The organism is Pleomorphochaeta caudata, assembly GCF_055395745.1.
The window spans coordinates 2,802,173-2,826,105 of record NZ_AP042458.1 but is presented as its reverse complement, the minus strand read 5'-3'; the positions used below and the strand labels follow the sequence as shown (position 1 = coordinate 2,826,105).

Genomic DNA, 23,933 nt, shown 5'->3' with positions numbered 1-23,933 from the left:
TATACTTCCTTTTGTTTTTTTTAGTTCTTATTTGTTTTTGTTTCTTAAGAAGTCAATAAATACTGCTAATAAGATAACAGCACCTTTAACTACATATTGCCAGAATGAATTAACATTCATTAGGTTTAATCCATTATTTAAGAAACCAATGATTAATGCACCAATAATTGTACCACCGATTTTACCACTACCACCGCTCATAGATGTACCACCAACAACTACAGCTGCGATAGCATCCATTTCAGCACCAGTACCAGCAGTTGGTTGACCTGAATACATTCTTGAAGCTAATACAACACCAGCAAGACCAGATAATAAACCAGTATAAGCATAAACAAAGAATTTAACCTTTGAAACTGAAATACCACTGAAACTAGCTGCTTGAGTATTTCCTCCAACAGCGTACATATGTCTACCAAATTTCGTACTATTCATTATCAGTCCCGTGACTATCAATACAATTACTAATATAGCAACAGGGGTAGGAATAGGACCAATATAACCAGCACCAATGAATTGCCATTCTTTAGATACAACTCTAACTGGAGAACCACCGGTGTAAACATATGCAAGCCCACGTGCAATGTTCATGGTAGCAAGTGTTACGATAAATGGAGGAATTGTTGTTTTTGAAATTACTGTACCGTTGAAGATACCAAATACTACTGCAATTAAAAGTCCTAATACAATTGCAACTGGAATTGGTAGAGAATATCTAGCAACACCTGCAGCAGCTACACAACCACTTAATGCGATAATAGATCCAACTGATAAGTCAATTCCACCAAGGATAATTACCATTGTCATACCACAAGCCAAATAAAGGTTTGTAGAAATCTGTCTTAAAACGTTAAACATGTTACGAGAGGTTAAAAAAGCTCTACTAGTAACAGGATAGATTGATAGAAATAGGTAGAGTACAACGAATGCTACTAAAATACCTAAATTTTCTTTAAAAAATCTATGAGTTCCTTCTCTTAATTTATTAGAAGATTGAAGTGTATCATTTTTTCCCATTTTTTTAATTCCTTTTTTATTCTGCTGCTAAGTGCATAATATTTTTTTGAGTTAATTCTGTGTGATTTAAACAACCTTTTACATAACCATGAGCGAATACATAAACTCTGTCACTCATATTAATAATTTCAGGAAGTTCAGATGAAATCATTATTATAGATAAGCCTTCTTTAACTAATTCATTCATGATTGAATAAATTTCAGCTTTAGCTCCAACATCAACACCACGAGTTGGTTCATCAAGAATTAAAAGTTTAGGCTTAGTAGCAAGCCATCTACCAATTAATACTTTTTGTTGGTTACCACCGGATAAATTTGCTACCTTTTGAGATAGAGAAGGTGTTTTTGTATCCATTAAATCAACATATTTCTGGGTAATCTCTTCTTCTTTTCTTTTGTTTAATTTAATACCTTTTATAAAGTCATTTAGAACTTCAATTGTCGTATTATATTCAACACTTTGAATTAGATATAACCCTTCTTTTTTTCTGTCTTCAGGAACTAAAGAAATACCATCTTTAAGAGCTTCTTTTGCATTGTTATAATGTTTTTTATCTCCTAAGAAAACGATATCACCTTCATAGTTTTTAGTAAGACCAAAGATACATTTTACAGTTTCACTTCTACCAGCACCAACTAAGCCTGCAAAACCAACAATTTCCTTTTCTTTTATTTCAAAGGAAACGTCTTTTACCATATTGCCATCACTTAAGTGATCACACTTTAGTATTGTTTTTCCAGCTTCAAGGTAGTTTCTTGTATAATATTTGGATAGTTGACGACCAACCATCATATTTATAAGTTCTTCCTTAGTAGTTTCTTTTACAACTTTTGTACCTACATATTCACCATCTCTTAAAACAGTAACGCGGTCACAAATTTCATTTAACTCACTCATTTTGTGAGAAATATATATAATACCAACATCATTTTTAACTAAAGTTCTCATTATAGAGAATAAAAAATCTACTTCTTTATCTGAGATTGAGGATGTAGGTTCATCCATTACTAAGATCTTTGAATTAAAAGAAATAGCTTTAATAATTTCTACCATTTGTTGTTGAGCAATAGTTAAATCTTTGATTAAGGTTGTTGGGCCAAAGTCAAGGTTATAGTCAACAAGTAATTGTCCTGCATCCTTGTTCATTTTATCTTTATCAACAATGATGCCTTTCATAGGTTCACGACCTAGATAAATATTTTCTGCAACACTCATATAAGGAACTAAAACTAGTTCTTGGTGAATGATTGCAATTCCATTTTGCTGAGCTTGAAGAACGTTTTGTATATTTACTTTTTGATCTTGGATAAATATATCGCCTTCATTAGCTGAATAAATTCCCCCAAGCACTTTAATAAGTGTTGATTTTCCTGCTCCATTTTCACCTAATAGGGCATGAACCTCACCACTTCTGAGCTCAAAATTAACATTCTTTAGTGCATATACACCAGGGAATTGTTTGTGTATATTATTCATTTTGAGTAAAACATTATTATTCATAATTTTTTCCTGCTACTTTTTGGTGATTTTATGATTTCTAAAATACTTAAGGAGTGACTAGCACTCCTTAAGCTAATTTTAAATTTTATTGCCAGCCGTCTGTTCCGAAGTCATCTACGTTATCAATTGTAATTAAGAAAGTAGGTACAGGGTATCTAGAATCAACTGATTCACCATTCATAATCTTGTACATTAAGTCTACAGAAGTTGTAGCAATGTTGATTGGAGATTGAGCACCAGAACCTTCGATTAAGGAATCAGCACCTCTTGCGATTTCACTCTTAATGTCAGGAGATCCATCAACACCATAGATTAAACAATCTGTGATACCAGCAGCGTTAGCAGCAGCTAAAGCACCAAGAGCTGTAGGGTCGTTACCACCGAAGATAGCAACTACATCTGGATGAGCTTGTAATAAGTCTTCACTGATGTTCATTGATCTTTGTAGGTTACCTTTAGCATCTTGTTGAGCAACAATATTGAAGCCTTTACCTTCAATTGCATCAATAAAGCCGTTAGTTCTATCAACAACAGAGTTCATTGTAGGAGAGTCAAGAACGATGATGTCTCCACCACCAGGAATCTTTTTAACTAAGTCTTCACCACAAACTTTACCAGCATTGTAGTTATCAGAACCAGCATATGTTGCAACATAGCTCATATCAGCAACTTCAGTATCGAAGTTAACAATTGGAATACCAGCAGCTTTTAATTGGTCAAGAGCTGGAATAATACCTTCTGCTTCAGCAGGGTTTAAGAATATACCGTCAATATCTTGAGCAATTAAGTCTTCAATTTGTTGAATTTGACGAGTAACATCATTAGCAGGGTCTACAGAAATAAGAGTGTCTCCTTTAGCTTCAACTTCATCTCTGATTGTTTGTTCGATTAGAACGAAGAATGGGTTAGATTGGTCCATACATGTGAAACCATATTTATAACCTGTCTTTTCTTCTGGAGCACCTTGAGCAAATACACTAGTTGCTACAAAAGCTGCTAATAATAAAGATACAATAACTTTTTTCATAAAAAAAGCCTCCTTGATTGATTTAACTTAAGTATAAATCGTATTTGGGAGCGCACAGCTGAAATATGTAACTACTTTTATATGACAATTGTAATATGTTAATTTTCTAACTTGTTTTGTATAGTTCTTTGTAGCTTTTTCAAATATATAGTGGTATCTAATTCTTCATCAATAATTGTATTTATTTCCTTTTCTGCTATAGCCATAGATTCATTGTATTCTTTGAATTTTTGAGGAGAAATACTTTTGTCCATGATGTCATATAATAAACTATTATTATATTTCATATCATTAACTTCCATATTTTCTAAAAGAATATCAGCAATAGTATCGCTTTTTGCAACTTTTTTAAGAGGAGAAGCTCCTTGGGAAAATTTATATATTTGTTCTTGAATTTTATAGTTATGGGTAAAGGTTTTTAATAAATCAAATGCTAGGGCTTTATGTTTGGTATTAACATTTATTGCCATAAGCAGAGCTTGCATTTCACTAACATTATCTCCTGCTGGGCCACTTGGCATTGATGTAAAATCCCATTGGTAATCTAAGTATTTATTAATTTTATATGGGTATGCAGTGTATGTTCTATATTTTGCAAAACTAATTGGCATAAAAGCAACTTTACCTTTATCAAAATCTAGTGAACTTAGTACTTGATTTTCACTTATAGTATTAACCCTTTGCATAAATTGGATTGCTTGAGCTACTTTATTATCATCAAAGTGAGCTTGGGTGCCAATATCATTAAAGAGAGTAACACCATTTGTATAGGTTGCATCTAACCAGTTTAAATTACTACCTCCAAAGAGATCTAGTTTATTATCACCATTAACATCTTTTGTAATATTTCTACAGATAGCAATAAAATCATCCCAAGTCCAATCTGCTGGAGGAATTTCAATATTATTATTTTCAAGTAGAGTTCTATTAATTGCCATTAATTTTGGATTAACTTCATAGGGAAGTGCAAATTGTTTATTTAAATAGGTCCCAGAATTATATGCTGATTCAAAATAATCATCTTTAGAAATATTAGGATCTTTATCAATTAATTTTTCTAGATTAAGTAATAAGCCTAGTTCAGCAAATTTATTAAAATCTTCATTTAGAATAAAAAATACATCTGGTAAATCACCTTCTAAAGCTTTATTAGCAAGGTAAGAAGAATAATCATCTTTTCTTATTCCAGAATAGTAGTGTACTTTTACATTAGGATGAATTTTATTAAATTCTTTAATTGCATCGTCTATATTTTTATAGCTATCTTCACTTGCAACATTCCAATTACTTCCTGCAAATATACCAACTTCCAGCACTGTATCTTTTTTGTTTGATAAAAGTACTGCAAGGGTGATAATAAAAACTACAAAAAGTAGGGGTAGTAATGTTACAAATAATTTCTTCATCTAAATTTGATTCCTATCTATCGTAAAGTCTTCTTTGTACAGCCCAAATTGCAAGTTGGGTTCTATCTCTTAATTCTAATTTATCTAGGATTGAACTTAGATAGTTTCTAACAGTTCCTTCCGATAAAAATAGTTCATTAGCAATTTCTTTATTGGAGAGGCCTTTTTCTATTTTATGAATTATTTTCCACTCTGATTGAGTAATAGAATCAACTTTTTTGCTATCAATATCAATTTGAACACTAGCATTAGCTAATTCAGAGAAAAGTTTAACAACTTTAGATGCTACATCAGGATTAATCATAGCTTGTCCACTATATACAGTTTCTATAGCTTTACAAAGGTTCTCAGTGGAAGTCCCTTTTAATAGGTAACCACTAGCTCCATTCTTTAAGGCATGGAAAACATAATCATCATCGTCAAATGTGGTTAAAATTATAATTTTAATTTCTGGATATTTTTCTTTAATCATTTTGGTACATTGAACACCATCAAGTTGTGGCATTCTAATATCCATTAATACAACATCGGGTTTTACATCCTTTATTGCTTGTAATGCTAAATATCCATTTTCAGCAATATTAACAACTTCTAAATTTTCCTTAGAATCTAAAACAATTTTAAGTGATTCTCTTACAAGTTGTTGATCATCAACAATTAAAACTTTAATCATTATTTTTCTCTCCAATCCTCAAAGGGACTTTTGCCCTAACAATAAACCCATCTTCGCTCTTGTATTCAATTCTTCCTTTAATACTTTCAATTCTTTCTTTCATATGACGGGTGCCAAAACCTGGTACTATTTTTTTACAACCAATACCATTATCTCTTACTTCTAGTAAAAGAGTATTATCCTTTTTAATAAGTTCAACATCAATTTCTGTAGCATTACCATGTCTAATAGCATTGGTTATGCTCTCTTGTACTACTCTATAAATTGCATTTTCTTCATATTTTTCTAAGTTGAAGTTTTTTTCAATGGTGTATCTAATTATGATATTAGTAGCTTTAATTGTTTCTTCTATCATATTTATAATATTTTGAGATAGAGTTAATTCTTCACTACTATCAGCTCTAAGGGTAGTAACAGAAGTTCTAACTTCTTTTATACCACTTCTAGCTACATTTGCAATAACTTTAAGCTTATCTTTTGTATCGTTTGGATTATTATCAATGGTAGCTAAACAAGCATCGATTCCAAAAGATATTGCTGTAAGGGAGTGCCCTAAGGTATCATGAATTTCTCTAGCAAGTCTATTTCTTTCTTTGGTTTCTCCCATTTTTTCTTTGATATCTGCTAATTGTTTTAATTCTTCATTAGCATAGGAAAGTTTTTTATAGAGTGCATTAATTTCATTAATACGACCTCTTTGTTCTTGAATAACAAGAACACAGAAGATGATGAAACTAATTAAGTTAAACCCTGTAATAGTATAATAGAAGGTAAGTATTATTTGTCTAATTTGTTTAGGGTAATAGTTAATATATTCTGATAGAGAGAATAAATTTACATATACTTTTAAAATGGAATAGGTGGTTAATATATATAAGAAAACACCAACTGTTATAGCTATATATTTGTTTTTACTTTCGATGTAATAAACTACATTAGCTAAAACCCAAAGAATAATACCATTATAGTTAAAATCTATAAGCCACATAAGGAAAATTGCAATTGCAGTATCTAAATATAGTAATTAAAATATTTCTTTTGTTATTAGGAAATACAAATTGTCTAAGGTAGAAAGTAAAAATCAAAATAGAAGAACAAATAATTCCATAAATAAGTAATAGATTTGGTCTATAGGGAATTTTTTGTAATGAGTTCATAAAAACTCTAGAACTACTATCTAAAATTATTATGGAAGTAGTGGTACTAATTAAAACTAAAATAAAGATAATAGCAAATATATTAATACCAAGCATGAAGTATTTTATTTTTCTAATATTATTATCATTCATAAATCTACTGCCATCCTGTGATATCGAAATTATCGATATTCTCTTTAGTAATTAATTCAACAGGAACATAAATAAGGGGTTCAATTTCTTCCTTGTTTAAAACTTTATAAGCAAGATCAACAGCTTGCTCAGCCATTTTTAGAGGGAATTGAGCACTAGTTCCTTCCATATATCCATTTGCAATCATAGCTTTTGCATCAGGAGATCCATCAATACCATAAATTAGAATATCTTTATCTATTTTAGCTTTTTGTATAGCAGCTAACATTCCAAGAGCTGTTGGATCGTTTCCTCCAACAACAACATCAAAGTTATAATCTTTTTCTTCAGCTAAGAATTTTTGCATAGCTACCATAGAGTCATTTAAAGTTGAAGAACTATATCCTCTAAAAACAATTTCATATTTATAGTTGTTTTTTTCAAAAGTATCAAAAAGTCCTTGTATTCTCTGATTAGTGGAATAAATACCTTCATGGTTAATTATAACAATACGAGGATTAGTTTTTTTCTTCATTATATCTTTAGCAATCTGAACACCAGCTCCATAGTTGTCACTTAATATAATAGTTTCAACAAACTGTTTTGCAAAAACATTAGTATCAACATTTATTATTGGAACCCCTCTATTTCTACATTCAATTAGGGCAGGAGTTATAGCACTCCAGTCAACAGGATTTATAAAAAGTAAATCAACTCCAGCATCAAGCATATCTAGTATTTGTTGATTTTGTTTTAGTTGACTTTGTGCGGGGTCACGAGTAATTAAAGCATCTCCATTAGCATCAATAATGCTCTCTAATTTTGAGTTTAAAGCAATAAAATACTCATTATCCATAGTCATATAAGTTGTTCCAAAAGTGTAATGCTTTTGGGAATTCTTATAAGTATTAAAGAGAAAAATGGTAATAAAAATACATAAAGTTAACGTAAACACAAAAACAAAAATAAAAAGATTCTTATGTTTTCTAATATTGTGATCTTTTTCCAAAACTTCTTCTCTCCCTTTTACCTATTATTGCATAGAGATAAAAAATATCAAGAAATAATAAAAAAATTAAGAGGTAAATAAATTAATAAAGAATCAAGATGTTCTTTAATTGTATATAAAATGATATAAGGTAGAACTGATATTGTATAATAATATTTAAATTTATAAACGAATTTTATGTTTATAATATGTTATATTTATAAAAAAATACTAATATTTTAATATTATAAACTAAAAATATGTTTACAATATAAAATGTTAGTTGTAAAATAAAGAAAAAGGATTGGAGTAAATATGAGAGTCTTAAGGATAGAATATAGGAATATAAAATTGTTTAAAGATAATTTTATTATTGATTTTGCAGCAACTGATAAAGTTGTAAATACTAACCAAGTGTATAATATTTCAAACAAAATTAGTTTGCAAAAGGTTGTTTCTATTGCAGGCATCAACGCTACAGGAAAAACTTTAGCATTAAGATTAATAGATTTCGTTGCAAATCTAATTAATGATAATACTGCATTAAAGAATGAAAAAATAGAATTCTCATTACTAAGAGAAGATTCAGAAATAATAGTTGACTTTATAACTAGTGATACTATGTATAGATTAAAAAGTATAATTGGTTTAAAGAAAGTTGATGAAAAAATTTTAAATACAATTAACACTTTTTATTATAAGAATGAGATAATTTATTCTAAGTCTTTTTCTTCAGTAAAGAGAAAAAAAGATCTATATATGTGGGATGATTCTCAAATAAATATTGAGAGGAAAAATCTTAATAAAAATGAGTTGGGACTTTTAAATGATAATCATAGTATTCATATAATTGTGACGAAAAATAATCGCTTAAATTTTATTCCATTTATTGATTCAACAAATATTAATGCTTTAGTTAAGGGTATGGATTACAGTTCAATATTTACTAATTTATTTGATGATAGTATTTATAAAATAAATTATAAGGAAAATGATAAGATTGATGTTAAATTTAAAAATGATAATAAAGTATATGAGATAAAAGATTTTGATGAACAATATAGATTATTATCATCAGGAACAATTAAAGGAACTTTATTATTAGATTTGATATCTGGTATTTTAAAATTTGGAGGATATGTAGTTATTGATGAAATAGAAGTTCATTTAAATAAGACATTAGTAGAATTTATTATTGATTTATTTATGGATAAAGATATAAACAAGAAAGGTGCTGTATTAATTTTTACAACTCATTATCTGGAAATTTTAGACTCTATTGATAGAAAAGATGCCATATACGTTTCAACTCGGGATGAGAAACATAATATAATTATTGAAAGATTTTCAAATAAAATTAAACGCAATGATGTTAAAAAAAGCGAAATATTATTATCTAATTATTTTGGCAATACTGCACCTAGTTATGCACTTGTACAAAAAGTTAAGAAGATGCTATGCGAAGAGATGAAATAGATTTATAAAATAAAACTTTAAACAAACATAGAGATATTATAAATGAAGAGTCAGTTTATAGAACCGATCCATAATTAGTAAAAATTAGATTGCTAAAAATTATAAAAATAACTTAGCAATCTAATTTTTTTAATATTGATATTAACCTTTTACAGCCCCGGCTGTTAATCCCGCTACAAAGAATCTTTGTAAGAAGATAAACATAATTGCAACTGGTATTGATGCTATAACTGAGGCTGCCATCATCCCAATCCAGTCATTTCCACCTTCACCTGTAAAGGTAAATATCATGCCACTAGCAAGAGTTCTTTTTGCTGTTGTGGAAATTAAGGTAAGTGCATAAAGTAAATCATTCCAAGCCCAAACAAAACTATAAATAGCAATAGTAGTCATTCCAGGAACAGCAAGTGGCATAACAATTTTGCTCATAATAGTGAAATCATTAGCACCATCAATACAAGCAGCTTCCATAAGAGAATTTGGTATTTGATCAAAATATGCTTTTAGTGTCCAAGTTCCAATAGGAAGGGTTAGGGCAACATAAGCAAAAATTATGGAAGGAAGTTTATCTATCATTCCCATGTTTTGTAACATTGGATATAGAGATACAAGTAATAAACCTTGGGGGAAAGCTTGGCTTATTAGAATTAAAGCCATTACTTGTTTTCTGCCTTTGAATCTGAATTTTGAAAAACTATATCCTGCAAGAGCTGAAACTAATGTTGAGATCACACAAGAGATTATTGCAACCAACATTCCATTTCTTAAGTAGCCTAAGAAATCTAAATTATGAAAAATCCTATTAATATTTGATAAATCAAAATTTTTAAAGAAAGTAATTTTATACATTTCAGAAGCAGGTTTAAGAGAAGTTGAAATCATCCAAAGTTGTGGGAAAAATGCAAAAACACCTATTAGTATTATAAAAGTCCAGAAAAATATTCTAAAGCCTAAAGTCTTTTGAAACATATTAATCTTCCTCCTTTAAATTTCTTAAATATACCCAGCTAAACGAACCGAGTAAAATTGCCCAAATTACACCTAGAGCAGCAGCTCTACCTAAATTATATTCTTTGAAAGCTTTCTTGTAGACTTCAATCGCAAAAGTTGAAGTTGCTCTTTCAGGGCCTCCGTCAGTCATTACATTGATTAAATCAAAATGTTGTAAATTGGAAATTGTACCTAAGATTAAGATAAGTAGTAAAACAGGTTTAATAGATGGGATAATTACATTTCTAAAGGTTTGAAGGTTATTTGATCCATCAATTCTAGCAGCTTCACAAAGTTCTGTTGAGACTCCTTGAAGTCCTCCCATTATAAAGGCCATATACCAGGGGAACATCTGCCAGGTTCTAGCTGTAACTACAGCTAACATGGAGGTCCTTTTTCCTGCAAGCCAGATAACATTAGAATCTATTATACCAATTTTATTTAATAGAGCATTTAATATTCCATAGTCTCCATTAAAAATCCAGTTCCATAAAAACCCAATAGCTATACCTGGAATAATCCAGTTTACTAAGGTTAGACCTCTCATGAATTCAGAACCTTTGAACTTTTCATTCATTAAAATAGCCCAAATTAATCCTAGAGTGAAAGGACATAAAGTAGAAAAGAAAACAAATTTAATTGTAGTCCAAATTAATGGAATAGTGTTAGGATCCGTAAATAATTTTCTATAATTTTCAAATCCTATGAAATCATTTCTTGGGAATATTAAATTTTTATTAGTAAAACTAGTAAAAATAGAATTTATAAAAGGATATAAAATCATTAGTAAAAAAATTATTAATGCTGGAAGTATTAATATCCAAGCCATTAATGTACTATTTTTAGAATTCGTTTTCATATTTGCTCCATTTGAGATTATCCATTTCTGTTTTTCAAGAAATGGATAACTCAACAATTATATATTAAATATTTTCTATTCTTGAAACCATATCTTTGGCTGCAACTTCAGCTGTTTTTGAGCCTGATAATACAGCTTGTAGGTTTTCAACAATAATAGAGTTATAAGCAGAATAGTTTGGACCTGCTGTTTCTGCTAGTCTTCCACCATCAAGAATTGGTGTCCAAGAACTTGCCCAATAGTCATTTTTAACGTCGCTAGAATTTAAAACACTCTTCTTTGATGGTAGCATACCAATTTCATCAAAGTACTTTAATGCAACATCTTCACTAATTAAATGTTCAATAAATTCTTTTGCTTCAGCTTTTTTAGGTGATCTATCTATAATTACTAATAAGTGTCCCCAACCACTAGCTTTAGGAGTATCTCCTTTTGCTAATACAGGATTAACTTGAGGTTTAGCATAATCTTCAATATCTCCAAATGCTTCATTTGTTATTGAACCTTTTGCTAAGAGAGCATCATTATAGAAAGCAACTCTACCTTCTTTAAATAAAGTTCTTGCATCACCTCTGCCCATTGCACCTTGGATATATCCTTTATCAGAAAGAGATTTAAACCATTTTATAGTTTCAATTGCTTCATTACTATCTAAAACACAATTTCCATTACTATCAAAAACACTAGCACCAAAAGTCCATAACCAAACCATAAAGTCAGGAGCACAAGTTCCGCCATCTTTTGTCATTGCTGCAAAAGGGAGAATATCATTACTTGGATCATTATCTGTATTATTTGGGTGATTGTTTTTTACCATTTCCATTGCTTTTTCAAAATCTGCAATAGTTACAATATCAAAATCAACACCACTTTCTTTTAGAATTTTAGTATTAGTAATCATACCCATTGGTGCTACTGTCCATGGAATACCATATTGTGTACCATTGTAATTACCAACAGAAATTGAACCTGCAGCAAAATTATCACTAAAATAATTTGCATCAAAGATTGTTGATAAATCAGCTAAAACGCCAGCTTGAGCTAATGCTGGAAGCATTCTAATGTCTATTTGTGCAATATCATATTGTTCACTACCTTGAGCTCTTAGAGCTAGTTGAGATTCAGTATCTCCCCAAGGCCAGTTAATTTGAGTTACATGATTTTCAACAGGTTGGTCTTCATTAAAAGAATCAATCATCCATTTAAAAATTTCTTTAGAAGCTTCTTCGCTTCCGCTCCAGTTACTCCAAGTCATACCTTCTTGAGTTTTGACTTCATTATTACCACTTGCAAAGATACTTGTACATGCAAGTGCCAATATTGATAATATGATCAATGTTTTTTTCATATTATTATCTCCTTTTTTTGTTTTCTATTTCTATATTGAATATTCTGATTCTTTTTTCACCCCAAGTATTTATAAACTTAATGATTAAAGAATCAATCTCTTCACTAAAATTAATTTTAACTAAACGTTGATAATTATTTCTGATTTCTATAGTTTCTAATTCTTGATTATTACTATAAGGAATAATATTAAAGTCTTTAACTAAAGATTTAGCAACACCAAATACTTCATCTATCATATGACTTTCATTTACTTTTAATTGCCGAGAACTAACTAATTCTCTTTCAAGACTTGGATCAAAATAAATCTTTAATAAATTAAATTTATTTTTAGAATTAAGTTTTATTTCACAATCTATTGAATCACTAGTCCAAGCATTATAGCCGTTGTATGGTCTATTATATCCACCTAATAAATTATCTTTTGATAAATAACTAAAATCATCTAATACTATATAAGGATTATAGTATTTAGGGTTTTTAATATAACCTAATAAGAAACCTGGTAGATTTTCATCTAGAGTTGGAAAACTAACTTTTTCATTTGTCTTAAATTTTAAGGTTATAAAACAAGGTTTATTACTTTTATAATCTGATAGAGAGAAACTGTTTCTCCCTTTATTTAAATAAATCTCTTTTTCATCACTATATGCTATATCAAATCTATGAGGTAAAATATCTTCTCTCTTTTTAACAGAAATTGTTGTGTCTTCAAGAGCATCAATAATAATCTTACTATTTTCAACAACTCTATAATCAACTGTTAAAAAGATTTCTTTATCTCCACCTTTTAAAGATCCTATTTCTTTACCTGGAACTTTACTTATAGTTGAATTAACATTTATTGTTATATCCTTATCAACTATCTTAGGTTCTTTATTAATAAGTAACATATCTTCAAGTTGTTCTTGTACTTTTTGATAATCCTTATTTAAATCACTAGTAATCTTATTATTATTTGATAAATATGCTGCAGCAGTTCCTGCTGCTTGTCCGCTTAGAGCACAAGTATCCATGATTCTTGTGCTAGCAAAAGAAGAGTGGGTAGTACCAATTATTCTGCCACAAAGTAATAAGTTTTTAACTTTGCTAGAATATAATGAAGAGAGAGGGATTGGATATATTCCAACTGGAATTTGAATACAACTTTGCTCAGTTGAATATATACCACCTTCAGGATGGAAATCTAAAAACCAACCACCATAAAAAGCTACATCATCAAATACTTTTTTATTTTTAATATCATTATAGGTTAAGATAGTATCAGTTTTAAATCTTCTACTTTCTCTCTTTCCTGGGATGTTTCCAATCCAAACTAGATCTAAATTATCTGCATCGTAGAGACCACTGTTCTTTATATAATTAAAAATACCATAAGCAATCTTTTTTAATTCAAAAGCAACTTCATTTGCTTGGGTGAACATATCAACATCTCCACCGTATTCAACCCACCAAAAATCTAAGCCATTAGTTTTTTCATTTACAATTCTGCCATCGTTATTAATTAAACTATCAATTACTTCAATTGAATAAGCAAAAGATGGAGCTATAAACTCAACTTTTTCATCTTTTTCTTCAGTAAAGAATAAAATTGAACTACCTTGAGTACATAAAGAAGGCTTAATGGGAGCATATTCTTCATTATATTCATCTTGGCTTTCTTTACCTATTACAAAATCAATATCAGTTGCACTAGCTATTATTCCATCTCCTGAGGCATCAACGAAAATATTACTATTAATGAAATAGTGAGTCTCTCCTCGAACTGAGAAGGCTTCGATACTCTTAATACTATTATCTTCATAAGCAGCTGATATAACTAAGGTATTTAATAAAAGAGTAATATTTTTCTCATTTTTAACAGCTTCAAGTAAAACTTCATCCCAAATAATAGGGGATAGTTTTTGATTTATGTATTGGTTGCGTAATTTTAATTCTCCAAGGATACCCATTTCTTCAGAGAAGATATTACCACCACCAGAGGAACCTCTAGTCCAGACTCTTATTTCACTAGAACTATTTCCTCCAAGTACAGGGGAAGAGTTAATTAATAAGGTTTTTGCACCATTTCTTGCAGCTGCAATTGCAGCATTAACCCCAGCGACTCCACCGCCAATAATTGTAACTTCAAATTGTAAATTTTCTTTAATCATGGATATTAATATAAGGGTGAAAAAGCCATAACACAATGCACTATTATGCTCAGATTATGAAATAAATTGCTCAACTTAATAGCAAAATAGTACAAAAAACTTTGTAAATTTTTTATTGACTATAGAAGGTTTTAAGATATAATAAATTTTATGAAAGAAAACAGGTATGAAAAAATATATAATTATTTGGATAAACTAGCTAAACATTATGATGCAACGATATGCATTAAGGATTTTTCTGGTTTTGTGTCCCAAAATATCGATTTTCATACTGCATTAGCACCTTTTATGATTCATGATAAACCTTATTGTAAATATATAAAATCTGATTCTGAAGCTATGATGCATTGTCAGTCACAAATTCCGTTTATAATAAAAAAAACTCATGAATTAGGTTGTACTTTTAGTGGAATTTGTCATGCAGGTATGTGGGAGATAGTTGTACCCATAATACAAAATAATCACATAATTGGTGCAATTTTATTTGGTTGTTATAATCCAGGACTTTTACCTGAAAAAAATAATTATATTAGAGTAAATGATAGATATAAAAACCTTTCTTTAAGTGTATTAGAGAAACTTTGGAATAATACAGCTCAAATACCAGATGAGAAAGAGGTTGAAATAATAAAAGCTTCATTAGAAGTTATATCGAATATGATAACTTTATTACAAAATAAGCATAATAGTGCAACTCTTGATACTGAAGAAGATAAACGAGGCTATGATAATATGATAAATGATGCAATTGAATATATTAAATTGCATATAAATGAAAAAATTACCTTAGAGGCAATAGCTGATTATTGTAATTATAGTCCATCTTATTTATCTCATCATTTTAAGAAAATTGTTGGTGAAAATATAATTAACTATATGAATAAAATGAAAATAGAGCATTCCAAGAATTATTTATTAAGAACTGATGATACTTTGGTAAAAATTGCTTATGAATTAGGTTTCTCTGATGTTTCATATTTTAGTAGAACTTTTACAAAAATTTGTGGAGTAACACCAGGTGGTTTTAGAAAGAAATATTTAAAGAAGGTTATAAATGAAGGATTATAAGAAAGTAGTAGATTATATAGAATTCTTAAAAAAGACATATAATTTAATGATAACAATAAAAGATTATAAGGGCTTCGTTTATGAAAATGAGGATATGGAATTTGCTCTAAGAGCTTATTTAGCTCATACAAATCCTTATTGTATGTTTGTTAAAGAAACAGAAGTGGGTTTTTCTAAATGTTTAAATAATAATAAACTTTTGATAAATGAATGTAAGAAAAAGGATTACTTTTTTCATGTTTGTCATGCAGGTATTTGTGAATTAATTATCCCAATAAAAGATGAAGAAAAGGTATATGGCTCAATAAATATTTCTCATTTTAATCTTTATCCTGAAAAATCTAAAAAAGCTTTAGAAGAAACCTTTAGTGAAGATAGAAAATTAGAAGGACTTAGAAAATATAAGATTTTTGCAAAATCAACTTTTGTTGATAGTTCTACTTTGATACCAAGTTTAGAATTGTTATCTCAATATATATTACTTTTAATAAAATCTAAGCCAAATAAGCAAACTGAAAATAAATTAAACCTAGAAGATAAATTTAAGAATTATATTTTATTAAACATATCAAATAAGATTTTAGCTGAAGATATAATTAAAGATCTTTATATAACAAGAGATCAGTTAACTCAACTTATAAAGCAAATGGGTATGAAAAACTTAAGAGATTGTATAAACACCTTAAGAATTGAACAAGGTGAAAAACTCCTTTTAGAAACTAAGAAGAGTCCTGTTGATATTTCTAGTATGTTAGGATTTAAAGGATATAAGTACTTTGAGAATCTATTTAAGGAGAAATTAAATATCTCTCCAGAAGATTATAGAAAATATTATATAAATGAAAAATACTATTAATTAGTTTTATGTTTTAAATTATTAATTTTATAATAGGGTGAGAAGAAATATTTCTTTTCATCTTTTTTTTGTAACTCACAAAAAGATAAAGTACTATAATTTTGTTAATTGACGCCTAAAAATTATTTCTATAAAGTTATTTTATTTATTCATTATTTAATGTGTTTAATTAATAAAAATCACACTATTTTTTCTAATTGTTTTTAGGAAAAATTTTTTATTAAATTAAAAATCTAATATTTTTTATTATAAAAATAAATTCTATTTTTTTTATTTAAATTTAAGATTTAAAGTGAATCCTTTTTGTTTTCTGTAAATTTTAATTCTTTATATAATAAGTAATTAAACTGTAAAAATGTTGTAATTTTATCTCGTGATTTTACTCGATAAAAAAAATTGTTGACAACTTTTAAAGCCGGGTTATAATTAGTTAAAGCAATTTTATAAAATGATTTTATAAAATAGATTTATTAAAAGGAGATATACGTAATGAAAAAAATTTTAGTTGCATTACTTATGGTAGCTCTTACTGTTTCTTCAGTATTTGCTAATGGATCAGATGAGAAGCAAAATACTTCAGATGATAAGATAGTTATTGGATGTAATAACTTCTTAAAAGGTATTTATTCATTAGATATTCTAGAAAAGAACTTTGTTACTACATGTGAGGCATTAGGCGTTGAACCAATGGTAGTAAATGATGAAGGTAAAATTGAAAATTGTATTACTAATGTAGATAATATGATTGCAGCAGGTGTTGATGGTATTTTAATTTTAGGTTTATCAGATACAGTATTCCCAGTAATTGCTCAAAAGTGTGAAGCAGCCGGTGTTTATTTTGCTTTCTATGATCACATGCCTTCCGATGAAGCATTATCAAGATTTAAAGATTATGAATATTTTGCAGGTGTTGCAGCAACTTCAGATTTTAATACTGGTAGTAATATGGGTGATTATGCTGCAGAAAGTGGCTTAAAGAAAGCTTTCATCGTAACAGGTTTAACAACAGATAATACACACCTTAATCGTACAAATGGCTTTATCTCAGCTTTTGAAGCAGCAGGAGGAGAAGTTGTTGCTGAAGGTTATGGTAATATGTCTAGAGCTGATGCACTACAAATGTCTGATGACTTATTAACAGCACATCCAGATGTAGATTGTATTTACGGTACAAATGGGGACTATGCAGCAGCAACCTTAGAATCAATGGAAAAACATTCAAATGTAAGTGCTAAATTATATGCTACAGACTTAGATCCAGATATCTTAACAGGATTAAAAGATGGAAAAATCTCAGCAGCTAATGGTGCTCACTGGATTAACATAGATTATACAACTGCTTTATTAGTAAATGCTATTAAAGGAAATAAAATTGTTGGATCTAATGGTAGTGCAGCAATCTTAACAGTACCTGTAATGGTATTACCTAATAAATATATTGATTTATATAATTCACAATGGATTGAAAGTTCCCCTTATTCAGATGCTGAAATTCAATCAATGGTTGGAGATGATGTAACTGCTAAAGATTTACAAGCTTTATTAGATGATTACACAATTGAAAAGAGATTAGAAGCAATGGTTGCTGATGGTCGTATTTCAAAAGCTCAATTAGATAGTGCAAACGCACAATAAGTAATTCTTTCAAATTAAATTGCAGTTTAGAAGAAATTTTAAACTGCAAAGTTATACAAATAGGATAGTAGGATATGAGTATCACTCAGAAAAAAGATAAATCTCTTAATCATCAACATGATCAAATATTATTTAAACAAAGATTAGCTGCTTTTTTGGTAATAATTGGTGTTTATGTAGTTTTAGGCATTATGACAAGAGGGAGATTTTTAGTACCACATAATTTATGGATGGTATTATCAAATACAGTACCTAATGCATTTATGGTTTTAGGGTTCTGTTTTATATTTACAATGGGTTTAATAGATTTATCCCTCGGAGCAATATTAATTTTAGGTTGTAATGCTGGTGGGATTTTAGCTGTTCATTTAGGATTAGGATATTTTGGATTAATAATTGGGGCCTGCCTTGTTGTTGCTTTATTAGAATTATTTAATTTAAAGATGGTTCTAGTTACAAAAATACCATCTTGGATTTTTGGTTTAGGTATGGCAATGGTATATGAATCAATAGGGGCTATGTACAACGTCTCTCAAATAGACCAAGGTAAACAAGTAGTTGCTTTAGCTAATCAGTATAGAAGTCTTGGGAACCAGCCAGTAAATATCATAATTTTATTAATCGGTGTATTTATAGCTTATATTATCTTCAATAAGACAAATATAGGATTTAAATTAAGAGCTGTTGGTAGTAACAGAGAAGTTGCTTCCATGATGGGTATTGATATAGAAAAAACTATCCTATTTGCAGGTCTTATTGGTGCTTTATTTATTGGAATGAGCGCTGCAATTACTGAATCTTATGCAGGACGTGTTGTTCCAAGTACAGGTTTAAATAGTATTGCATTAATCTTTACACCTTTAGCTGGCTTTTTATTAGCTCAAGCTTTATCAAAGTTAATAAATCTAACATTAGCAGCCTTATTAGGTTCTTTCATTATTACATCTCTTTTTAACGCTTTAACAATTATTGGAGTTCCATCTGGTACTTGGCAAAAAGTTGTTATGGGTGCTGTAGTTATCGTTTGCGGTATGTTATCTGCACGTGATGAAAAAGGAGTCGTAAAGTAATGAGTGAAAATTGTATTTTTGAGGCTCGAAATATTAAAAAATATTTTGGTGTTACTCATGCAAATGAAAATGTTCATATAAAACTTAATGGCGGTCATATTAGAGGTTTAATTGGAGAAAATGGTTCTGGTAAATCAACTCTTATCTCTATTATTTCAGGCATCCAATCAAGTGATAGTGGTCAAATGTATTTAAGTGGAAAAGCTTATAATCCTCAAAGCCCATTATGTGCAAGAGACAATAAGATAGGAACTGTTGTTCAAGAATTAGGTTTAGTTGATGGACTTCCTGTTGGTATGAACCTATTTATGGGAAAAACTGATAAGTTTAAAAAACATGGATTATTAGATACTAAAGCATTATTTAATGAAGCAGATCAGTTATTTAGTCATTGGGGTTTTTCAGATATTCACTCTCGTACTTTAACAGAAAATTTATCTGTTGAAGAGAAAAAGATAGTTGAATTAGTAAGGGCTCTCTCAATTGATCCTGATCTATTAATACTTGATGAAATAACACAAGCTTTATCCCTAAATTATAGAAAAAAACTTATAGATATTATTATCTCTTTAAAGAAACAAGGTAAGGCAATACTCCTAGTTACACACGACATTGAAGAGATGGTTGCTATAACAGATGGGATTACCATTATGAGAGATGGAGAAATTGTAGCTGAGAGAGAAAGTGAAAAAACAACTCCTGATGAAATTAAAAAACTTATGGTAGGTCGTGCAATTGAAGGTGGTTATTATAGAACTGATGATGTTGCTAGCTATGATGAAGAAGTAGTTTTTGAAGGTGTTAATTTAACTTCTAATAAATTTAAGAATATCTCTTTTGAATTACATAAAGGTGAAATCTTAGGTTTTACTGGTTTATCTGATTCAGGTATTCATGAATTAGCTGAAGCAATATTTGGTGTTAGAAGTGTAAGTAAAGGCTGTGTTAGATTACCTCAAAAAAATAATACAGTTATAAAATCTCCACAACAAGCTATGAAATTATCTATGGGATATGTACCTAAAGATAGAGATAAACAAGCTCTTATGGTTCATGATTCTATCTTAAATAATATTGGGCTTGCTGGGGTTGAAATGACTAAGAAAAAATTAGGCTTTTTATCTCCAAAAGAAAGGGTAGAAATTTCTAAAAAAGCAATTGAAAGTTTTTCAATTAAAACCAACGGTCCTAATCAACAATTAGCTGGACTTAGTGGTGGTAATAGACAAAAAGTAAATTTATCTAGATGGATAATTCAAAATAAAGAGATTTTAATTCTTGATTGTCCTACTCGTGGTGTTGATATCGGTGTAAAAAGCTATATCTATCAAACTATGTTAGCTGCAAAGCGAGATGGAGTATCAATGGTTTTAATAACTGATGAACTACCTGAAGTAATTGGTATGTGCGATACCTTAAAAATTGTAAAAGATGGGGAAATCGTAAAGACCATAGAGAGAGGACCTGAATTATCAGAAGAATCAATAATAGAGGTGATGGTATAATGAGTTTACAAACATGGAAAAAAATTCAAAGGCTATTTCCTTTTATTGGTTTAGCTGTAGTAATGATATTATTCACAATCATTTGTGGTGAAAAAATTTGGGCAAGAAGAAATTTAATCAATATTATAAATAACACAATTCCTTTAGCAATTGGTGCATCCGGTATGGTATTTGTTGCATCTCAAGGTTCTACTGATATGTCGATGGGATCTTTATTAGCAGTTGCTGGTACTTTAGGTGGAATGGCATCTCTTCAGTATGGAGTTGTAGGTTTTATTGTAGTATCTATAGGTGTTGGTATTTTCTTTGGTTTCTTCATGGGTGTTTTATTAGCATATTTTAAAGTTAATTCTTTAATGATTACTTTAGCGATGTTAATAGCGCTTAGAGCGGTAGTATCGTATATAACAAACGGTCAAGCATTACTTCTTGATTACGATATTATCAAAATGAATGCACTTTCTATTAAGCTTCCCTTTATAATAATTCTTTTAGTTTTTATGTGGTATTTATTTAGTTATACCAAAATAGGGTTCTTTAGTAGATGTATTGGTGAAAATGAAGAAGTAGGTCGTTTCAGTGGTATTAATGTTAAGAAATATAAAATATTAGCTTTTATGTTATCAGGAGCTATGGCTGGTGTTGTTGGTATTTTATCAGTTGTAAAAATTGGAGGAGTCTCTCCAACTATTGGTAACTTTTTTGAATTACAAGTAATGACAGCGATGTTTGTTGGAGGAATACCAATAGCAGGTGGATCGGAAAGTAAATTCTATAAGGTAATAAGTGGTTCCTTTATGTTGGTTCTATTACAAAATGGATTAACACTAGCTCGTGTTAGCGCAGAGTTCTCTGAGTTAATACAGGGAATCATATTAATACTAGTTGTATTTCTTAACCTCTACATCGAATTTAAATTTAACGAAGTAGAAATGAACACAAAAGATGAATCAAATTAGAAGGAGATTTTGATGAAAGTCGATAAAAAATATAGATTAAGCTTTACAAAGAAAGCAACAGAAATTGTAAATAAGATGAGCCTTGAAGAAAAGGTTGCACTAATGAGTGGTAATGTAACAGTTGATGATATGTTGGAAGATTTCCATACCCCAAATGCTGATAGACATTATAATGCTAGACCTTATCCTGCAGGTGGAAATAAAAAATATGGTGTACCTGAATTAAAATTCTGTGATGGACCTCGTGGTGTTGTAACAGAAAAAAGTACTTGTTTCCCAGTTACTATGGCTAGAGGTGCTTCTTTTAATACTGAATTAGAAAAAGAAGTAGGTAAGGCAATTGGTCGTGAAATTAGAGCCTATGGTGCTAATTTCTTTGGCGGGGTATGTATTAACTTACCATATAACCCAGGTTGGGGAAGAAGCCAAGAAGTATATGGGGAGGATGATTTTCATTTAGGTAAAATGGGTAGTGCATTAGTTGAAGGTGTTCAATATGAAAATGTTATAGCATGTATTAAACACTTTGCCTTCAATAGCATGGAAAACAGTCGTTTCGATGTAAGTGTTGAAGCAACTGATAGAACAGAAAGAGAAGTATATTTAAATCATTTTAAAATGTGTATCGATAGTGGTGCTGCAAGTGTAATGAGTGCCTATAATAAATATAGAGGCGAATACTGTGGCCATAATAAACATTTATTAACAGATATTTTACGTGATGATTGGGATTTTGATGGTTTTGTAGTAAGTGACTTTGCTTGGGGTATTAGAGAAACAGTTGCAGCAGCAAAAGCTGGCTTAAATATTGAAATGCCTAATACAAACCATTATGGTGAGAATTTAGTTAAAGCTGTAAAAAGCGGTGAAGTAGATGAAAAAGAAATAGATAAAAGTGCAATATATATTGTAAGAACTCTTTTAGCTTTTAGTGAAGCTGAAGATCCTGAAGAATATCCTAGAAAGGTAATCGGTTGTGTAGATCACATTGATCTTGCTAAGAAGGTTGCTGAGGAATCCATTACTTTAATCAAAAACGATAATAATCTATTACCATTTGATAAAGATGATAAAAAGAGCATTGCAGTAGTTGGAGAATTGGGAAATACAGAGAATATTGGAGACCATGGTTCTTCTAGAGTATTCCCATCTTATGTAGTAACTCCATTAGCTGGTATTACTAAAGAAATGCCAAATGCAACAGTAACATATAACAATGGTAAAAATATAGAAGAAGCAATAAAGGTAGCTAAAGAAGCTGATAGAGTTGTATTAGTAGCTGGATTTAGAGATTTTGATGAAGGTGAATATATTGAACCAACAGCAGAACTTGGTATTGATGCAGAGAATGCCATTGGAGGAGATAGAAAGACTTCTTTAGGCTTACATGATGATGAGATTGAACTAATTAAAGCAGTAGCAAAAGTAAATAAAAATGTTGTAGTTGTTTTAATTGGTGGAAATATGATTCGCATCAATGAATGGAAAGATGATGTTCCATCTATTTTAATGGCTTACTATCCTGGTATGGAAGGTGGTACAGCAATTAGTGAAGTTCTATTTGGAGATGTTAATCCTAGTGGTAAATTACCATTTGTAGTTGTAAAAGACGATAATGATTTACCACAAGTTAAATGGATTTCTGATCAACAAGTTTATGATTACTATCATGGTTATGCAAAACTAGATAAAGAAAATATAACCCCTGATTATTATTATGGATTTGGTCTTTCATATACTGATTTCAATGTATCAGAGAGAGCTATAACAATTGCGAGTGATAAGATAACAGCAAGTTGTAAAGTTTCTAATGTAGGAAAGAGATCAGGTAAAGAAGTTGTACAACTTTATGTAGGTGTTGAAAGTGGTGGTAAAGTGGATAGACCAGTTAAAAAATTGGCTGGTTTTGAGAAGATAGAATTAGAAGCTGGAGAGAGCAAAACTATTGATATTTCTTGTCCACTAGATGCTTTAATGTATTACAGTGATGAAGGTTGGAAACTAGAAGAAGGTGTTACTTATGCTGCTTATATAGGTAGTAGTAGTGATCCTAAAGATTTAGAAAAACTTACTTTTACATTGTAATAGTTTTTGTACACTACATGGTAAAAATTCCATGTAGTGTGCTGTATTTT

At 29.7% G+C, this 23,933-nt stretch carries 20 protein-coding genes; 8 read left to right on the top strand and 12 right to left on the bottom strand.

Annotation, left to right across the window (positions count from 1 at the left end; genetic code table 11):
* Positions 1–27: 27 nt before the first annotated feature.
* The 8 genes from ACZ5RS_RS12965 to ACZ5RS_RS12930 all read right to left on the bottom strand — a co-directional run bounded on the left by ACZ5RS_RS12965 (position 28) and on the right by ACZ5RS_RS12930 (position 7,754).
* On the bottom strand, positions 28–1,017 hold the full coding sequence (locus ACZ5RS_RS12965) for an ABC transporter permease (RefSeq protein WP_464636129.1): 990 nt from the start codon (positions 1,015–1,017) through the stop codon (positions 28–30).
* Between the two features lie 16 nt (positions 1,018–1,033).
* The gene (locus tag ACZ5RS_RS12960; protein ID WP_464636127.1) at positions 1,034–2,518 is read right to left on the bottom strand and encodes a sugar ABC transporter ATP-binding protein; all 1,485 of its coding nucleotides are present in this window, start codon (positions 2,516–2,518) and stop codon (positions 1,034–1,036) included.
* Positions 2,519–2,603: 85 nt separating this feature from the next.
* Positions 2,604–3,545, bottom strand: a complete 942-nt coding sequence (locus ACZ5RS_RS12955) for a substrate-binding domain-containing protein (protein ID WP_464636125.1) — start codon at positions 3,543–3,545, stop codon at positions 2,604–2,606.
* A 98-nt stretch (positions 3,546–3,643) separates the two neighbouring features.
* Positions 3,644–4,951, bottom strand: a complete 1,308-nt coding sequence (locus ACZ5RS_RS12950) for an ABC transporter substrate-binding protein (RefSeq protein ID WP_464636123.1) — start codon at positions 4,949–4,951, stop codon at positions 3,644–3,646.
* Between the two features lie 13 nt (positions 4,952–4,964).
* On the bottom strand, positions 4,965–5,624 hold the full coding sequence (locus tag ACZ5RS_RS12945) for a response regulator transcription factor (protein WP_464636121.1): 660 nt from the start codon (positions 5,622–5,624) through the stop codon (positions 4,965–4,967).
* Positions 5,617–6,612, bottom strand: coding sequence for a sensor histidine kinase (locus tag ACZ5RS_RS12940; protein WP_464636119.1), 996 nt, complete (start codon positions 6,610–6,612; stop codon positions 5,617–5,619). Before ACZ5RS_RS12940 ends, ACZ5RS_RS12945 begins: the two co-directional genes overlap by 8 nt.
* Positions 6,593–6,913 carry a hypothetical protein gene (locus ACZ5RS_RS12935; RefSeq protein ID WP_464636117.1) on the bottom strand — a complete coding sequence of 107 codons (321 nt, stop codon included), beginning with the start codon at positions 6,911–6,913 and terminating at the stop codon, positions 6,593–6,595. The genes ACZ5RS_RS12940 and ACZ5RS_RS12935 overlap by 20 nt, the downstream gene beginning before the upstream one ends.
* Before the next feature lie 4 nt (positions 6,914–6,917).
* The gene (locus ACZ5RS_RS12930; protein WP_464636115.1) at positions 6,918–7,754 is read right to left on the bottom strand and encodes a substrate-binding domain-containing protein; all 837 of its coding nucleotides are present in this window, start codon (positions 7,752–7,754) and stop codon (positions 6,918–6,920) included.
* A 441-nt stretch (positions 7,755–8,195) separates the two neighbouring features.
* Here ACZ5RS_RS12930 and ACZ5RS_RS12925 point away from each other — a divergent pair, with 441 nt between their 5' ends.
* Entirely contained in the window at positions 8,196–9,356 is a 1,161-nt protein-coding gene (locus ACZ5RS_RS12925; protein WP_464636113.1) for an AAA family ATPase, read from the top strand.
* A 141-nt stretch (positions 9,357–9,497) separates the two neighbouring features.
* Here ACZ5RS_RS12925 and ACZ5RS_RS12920 read toward each other — a convergent pair whose 3' ends face one another.
* The 4 genes from ACZ5RS_RS12920 to ACZ5RS_RS12905 all read right to left on the bottom strand — a co-directional run bounded on the left by ACZ5RS_RS12920 (position 9,498) and on the right by ACZ5RS_RS12905 (position 14,705).
* Positions 9,498–10,325: a carbohydrate ABC transporter permease gene (locus tag ACZ5RS_RS12920; RefSeq protein WP_464636112.1), complete on the bottom strand. Its 828-nt coding sequence runs from the start codon at positions 10,323–10,325 to the stop codon at positions 9,498–9,500.
* A gap of 1 nt (position 10,326) precedes the next feature.
* Positions 10,327–11,205: a carbohydrate ABC transporter permease gene (locus tag ACZ5RS_RS12915; RefSeq protein ID WP_464636111.1), complete on the bottom strand. Its 879-nt coding sequence runs from the start codon at positions 11,203–11,205 to the stop codon at positions 10,327–10,329.
* A 64-nt stretch (positions 11,206–11,269) separates the two neighbouring features.
* Positions 11,270–12,553 (bottom strand): ABC transporter substrate-binding protein, encoded by a 1,284-nt coding sequence (locus tag ACZ5RS_RS12910; protein WP_464636109.1) that lies wholly within the window; start codon positions 12,551–12,553, stop codon positions 11,270–11,272.
* Positions 12,554–12,557: 4 nt separating this feature from the next.
* The gene (locus ACZ5RS_RS12905; protein ID WP_464636107.1) at positions 12,558–14,705 is read right to left on the bottom strand and encodes an FAD-dependent oxidoreductase; all 2,148 of its coding nucleotides are present in this window, start codon (positions 14,703–14,705) and stop codon (positions 12,558–12,560) included.
* A 150-nt stretch (positions 14,706–14,855) separates the two neighbouring features.
* On the opposite strand from ACZ5RS_RS12905, the gene ACZ5RS_RS12900 reads away from it, so the two are divergent.
* The 7 genes from ACZ5RS_RS12900 (at position 14,856) to ACZ5RS_RS12870 (ending at position 23,883) form a co-directional block, all read left to right on the top strand.
* Entirely contained in the window at positions 14,856–15,773 is a 918-nt protein-coding gene (locus ACZ5RS_RS12900) for a helix-turn-helix domain-containing protein (RefSeq protein ID WP_464636105.1), read from the top strand.
* A complete protein-coding gene (locus ACZ5RS_RS12895) occupies positions 15,760–16,629 on the top strand; it encodes a helix-turn-helix domain-containing protein (protein ID WP_464636103.1) in 870 nt (289 codons plus the stop codon). The genes ACZ5RS_RS12900 and ACZ5RS_RS12895 overlap by 14 nt, the downstream gene beginning before the upstream one ends.
* Positions 16,630–17,118: 489 nt before the next feature.
* Entirely contained in the window at positions 17,119–18,264 is a 1,146-nt protein-coding gene (locus ACZ5RS_RS12890; RefSeq protein ID WP_464636101.1) for a sugar ABC transporter substrate-binding protein, read from the top strand.
* 74 nt (positions 18,265–18,338) lie between these two features.
* Positions 18,339–19,334: an ABC transporter permease gene (locus ACZ5RS_RS12885; RefSeq protein WP_464636099.1), complete on the top strand. Its 996-nt coding sequence runs from the start codon at positions 18,339–18,341 to the stop codon at positions 19,332–19,334.
* Positions 19,334–20,839, top strand: a complete 1,506-nt coding sequence (locus ACZ5RS_RS12880; RefSeq protein ID WP_464636097.1) for a sugar ABC transporter ATP-binding protein — start codon at positions 19,334–19,336, stop codon at positions 20,837–20,839. Before ACZ5RS_RS12885 ends, ACZ5RS_RS12880 begins: the two co-directional genes overlap by 1 nt.
* The gene (locus ACZ5RS_RS12875; RefSeq protein WP_464636095.1) at positions 20,839–21,798 is read left to right on the top strand and encodes an ABC transporter permease; all 960 of its coding nucleotides are present in this window, start codon (positions 20,839–20,841) and stop codon (positions 21,796–21,798) included. Before ACZ5RS_RS12880 ends, ACZ5RS_RS12875 begins: the two co-directional genes overlap by 1 nt.
* A gap of 12 nt (positions 21,799–21,810) precedes the next feature.
* Positions 21,811–23,883, top strand: a complete 2,073-nt coding sequence (locus tag ACZ5RS_RS12870; protein WP_464636093.1) for a beta-glucosidase — start codon at positions 21,811–21,813, stop codon at positions 23,881–23,883.
* The last annotated feature ends 50 nt before the right edge of the window (positions 23,884–23,933 follow it).

Bases quoted from the DNA above. Each gene is read 5' to 3' on its own strand.
- ACZ5RS_RS12900 (WP_464636105.1), top strand. From the start codon at position 14,856: ATGAAAGAAAACAGGTATGAAAAAATATATAATTATTTGGATAAACTA.
- ACZ5RS_RS12890 (WP_464636101.1), top strand. From the start codon at position 17,119: ATGAAAAAAATTTTAGTTGCATTACTTATGGTAGCTCTTACTGTTTCT.
- ACZ5RS_RS12915 (WP_464636111.1), bottom strand. From the start codon at position 11,205: ATGAAAACGAATTCTAAAAATAGTACATTAATGGCTTGGATATTAATA.
- ACZ5RS_RS12960 (WP_464636127.1), bottom strand. From the start codon at position 2,518: ATGAATAATAATGTTTTACTCAAAATGAATAATATACACAAACAATTC.
- ACZ5RS_RS12895 (WP_464636103.1), top strand. From the start codon at position 15,760: ATGAAGGATTATAAGAAAGTAGTAGATTATATAGAATTCTTAAAAAAG.
- ACZ5RS_RS12880 (WP_464636097.1), top strand. From the start codon at position 19,334: ATGAGTGAAAATTGTATTTTTGAGGCTCGAAATATTAAAAAATATTTT.
- ACZ5RS_RS12875 (WP_464636095.1), top strand. From the start codon at position 20,839: ATGAGTTTACAAACATGGAAAAAAATTCAAAGGCTATTTCCTTTTATT.
- ACZ5RS_RS12930 (WP_464636115.1), bottom strand. From the start codon at position 7,754: ATGACTATGGATAATGAGTATTTTATTGCTTTAAACTCAAAATTAGAG.
- ACZ5RS_RS12950 (WP_464636123.1), bottom strand. From the start codon at position 4,951: ATGAAGAAATTATTTGTAACATTACTACCCCTACTTTTTGTAGTTTTT.
- ACZ5RS_RS12925 (WP_464636113.1), top strand. From the start codon at position 8,196: ATGAGAGTCTTAAGGATAGAATATAGGAATATAAAATTGTTTAAAGAT.
- ACZ5RS_RS12905 (WP_464636107.1), bottom strand. From the start codon at position 14,705: ATGATTAAAGAAAATTTACAATTTGAAGTTACAATTATTGGCGGTGGA.
- ACZ5RS_RS12940 (WP_464636119.1), bottom strand. From the start codon at position 6,612: ATGTGGCTTATAGATTTTAACTATAATGGTATTATTCTTTGGGTTTTA.
- ACZ5RS_RS12955 (WP_464636125.1), bottom strand. From the start codon at position 3,545: ATGAAAAAAGTTATTGTATCTTTATTATTAGCAGCTTTTGTAGCAACT.
- ACZ5RS_RS12920 (WP_464636112.1), bottom strand. From the start codon at position 10,325: ATGTTTCAAAAGACTTTAGGCTTTAGAATATTTTTCTGGACTTTTATA.
- ACZ5RS_RS12870 (WP_464636093.1), top strand. From the start codon at position 21,811: ATGAAAGTCGATAAAAAATATAGATTAAGCTTTACAAAGAAAGCAACA.
- ACZ5RS_RS12965 (WP_464636129.1), bottom strand. From the start codon at position 1,017: ATGGGAAAAAATGATACACTTCAATCTTCTAATAAATTAAGAGAAGGA.
- ACZ5RS_RS12910 (WP_464636109.1), bottom strand. From the start codon at position 12,553: ATGAAAAAAACATTGATCATATTATCAATATTGGCACTTGCATGTACA.
- ACZ5RS_RS12945 (WP_464636121.1), bottom strand. From the start codon at position 5,624: ATGATTAAAGTTTTAATTGTTGATGATCAACAACTTGTAAGAGAATCA.
- ACZ5RS_RS12885 (WP_464636099.1), top strand. From the start codon at position 18,339: ATGAGTATCACTCAGAAAAAAGATAAATCTCTTAATCATCAACATGAT.
- ACZ5RS_RS12935 (WP_464636117.1), bottom strand. From the start codon at position 6,913: ATGAATGATAATAATATTAGAAAAATAAAATACTTCATGCTTGGTATT.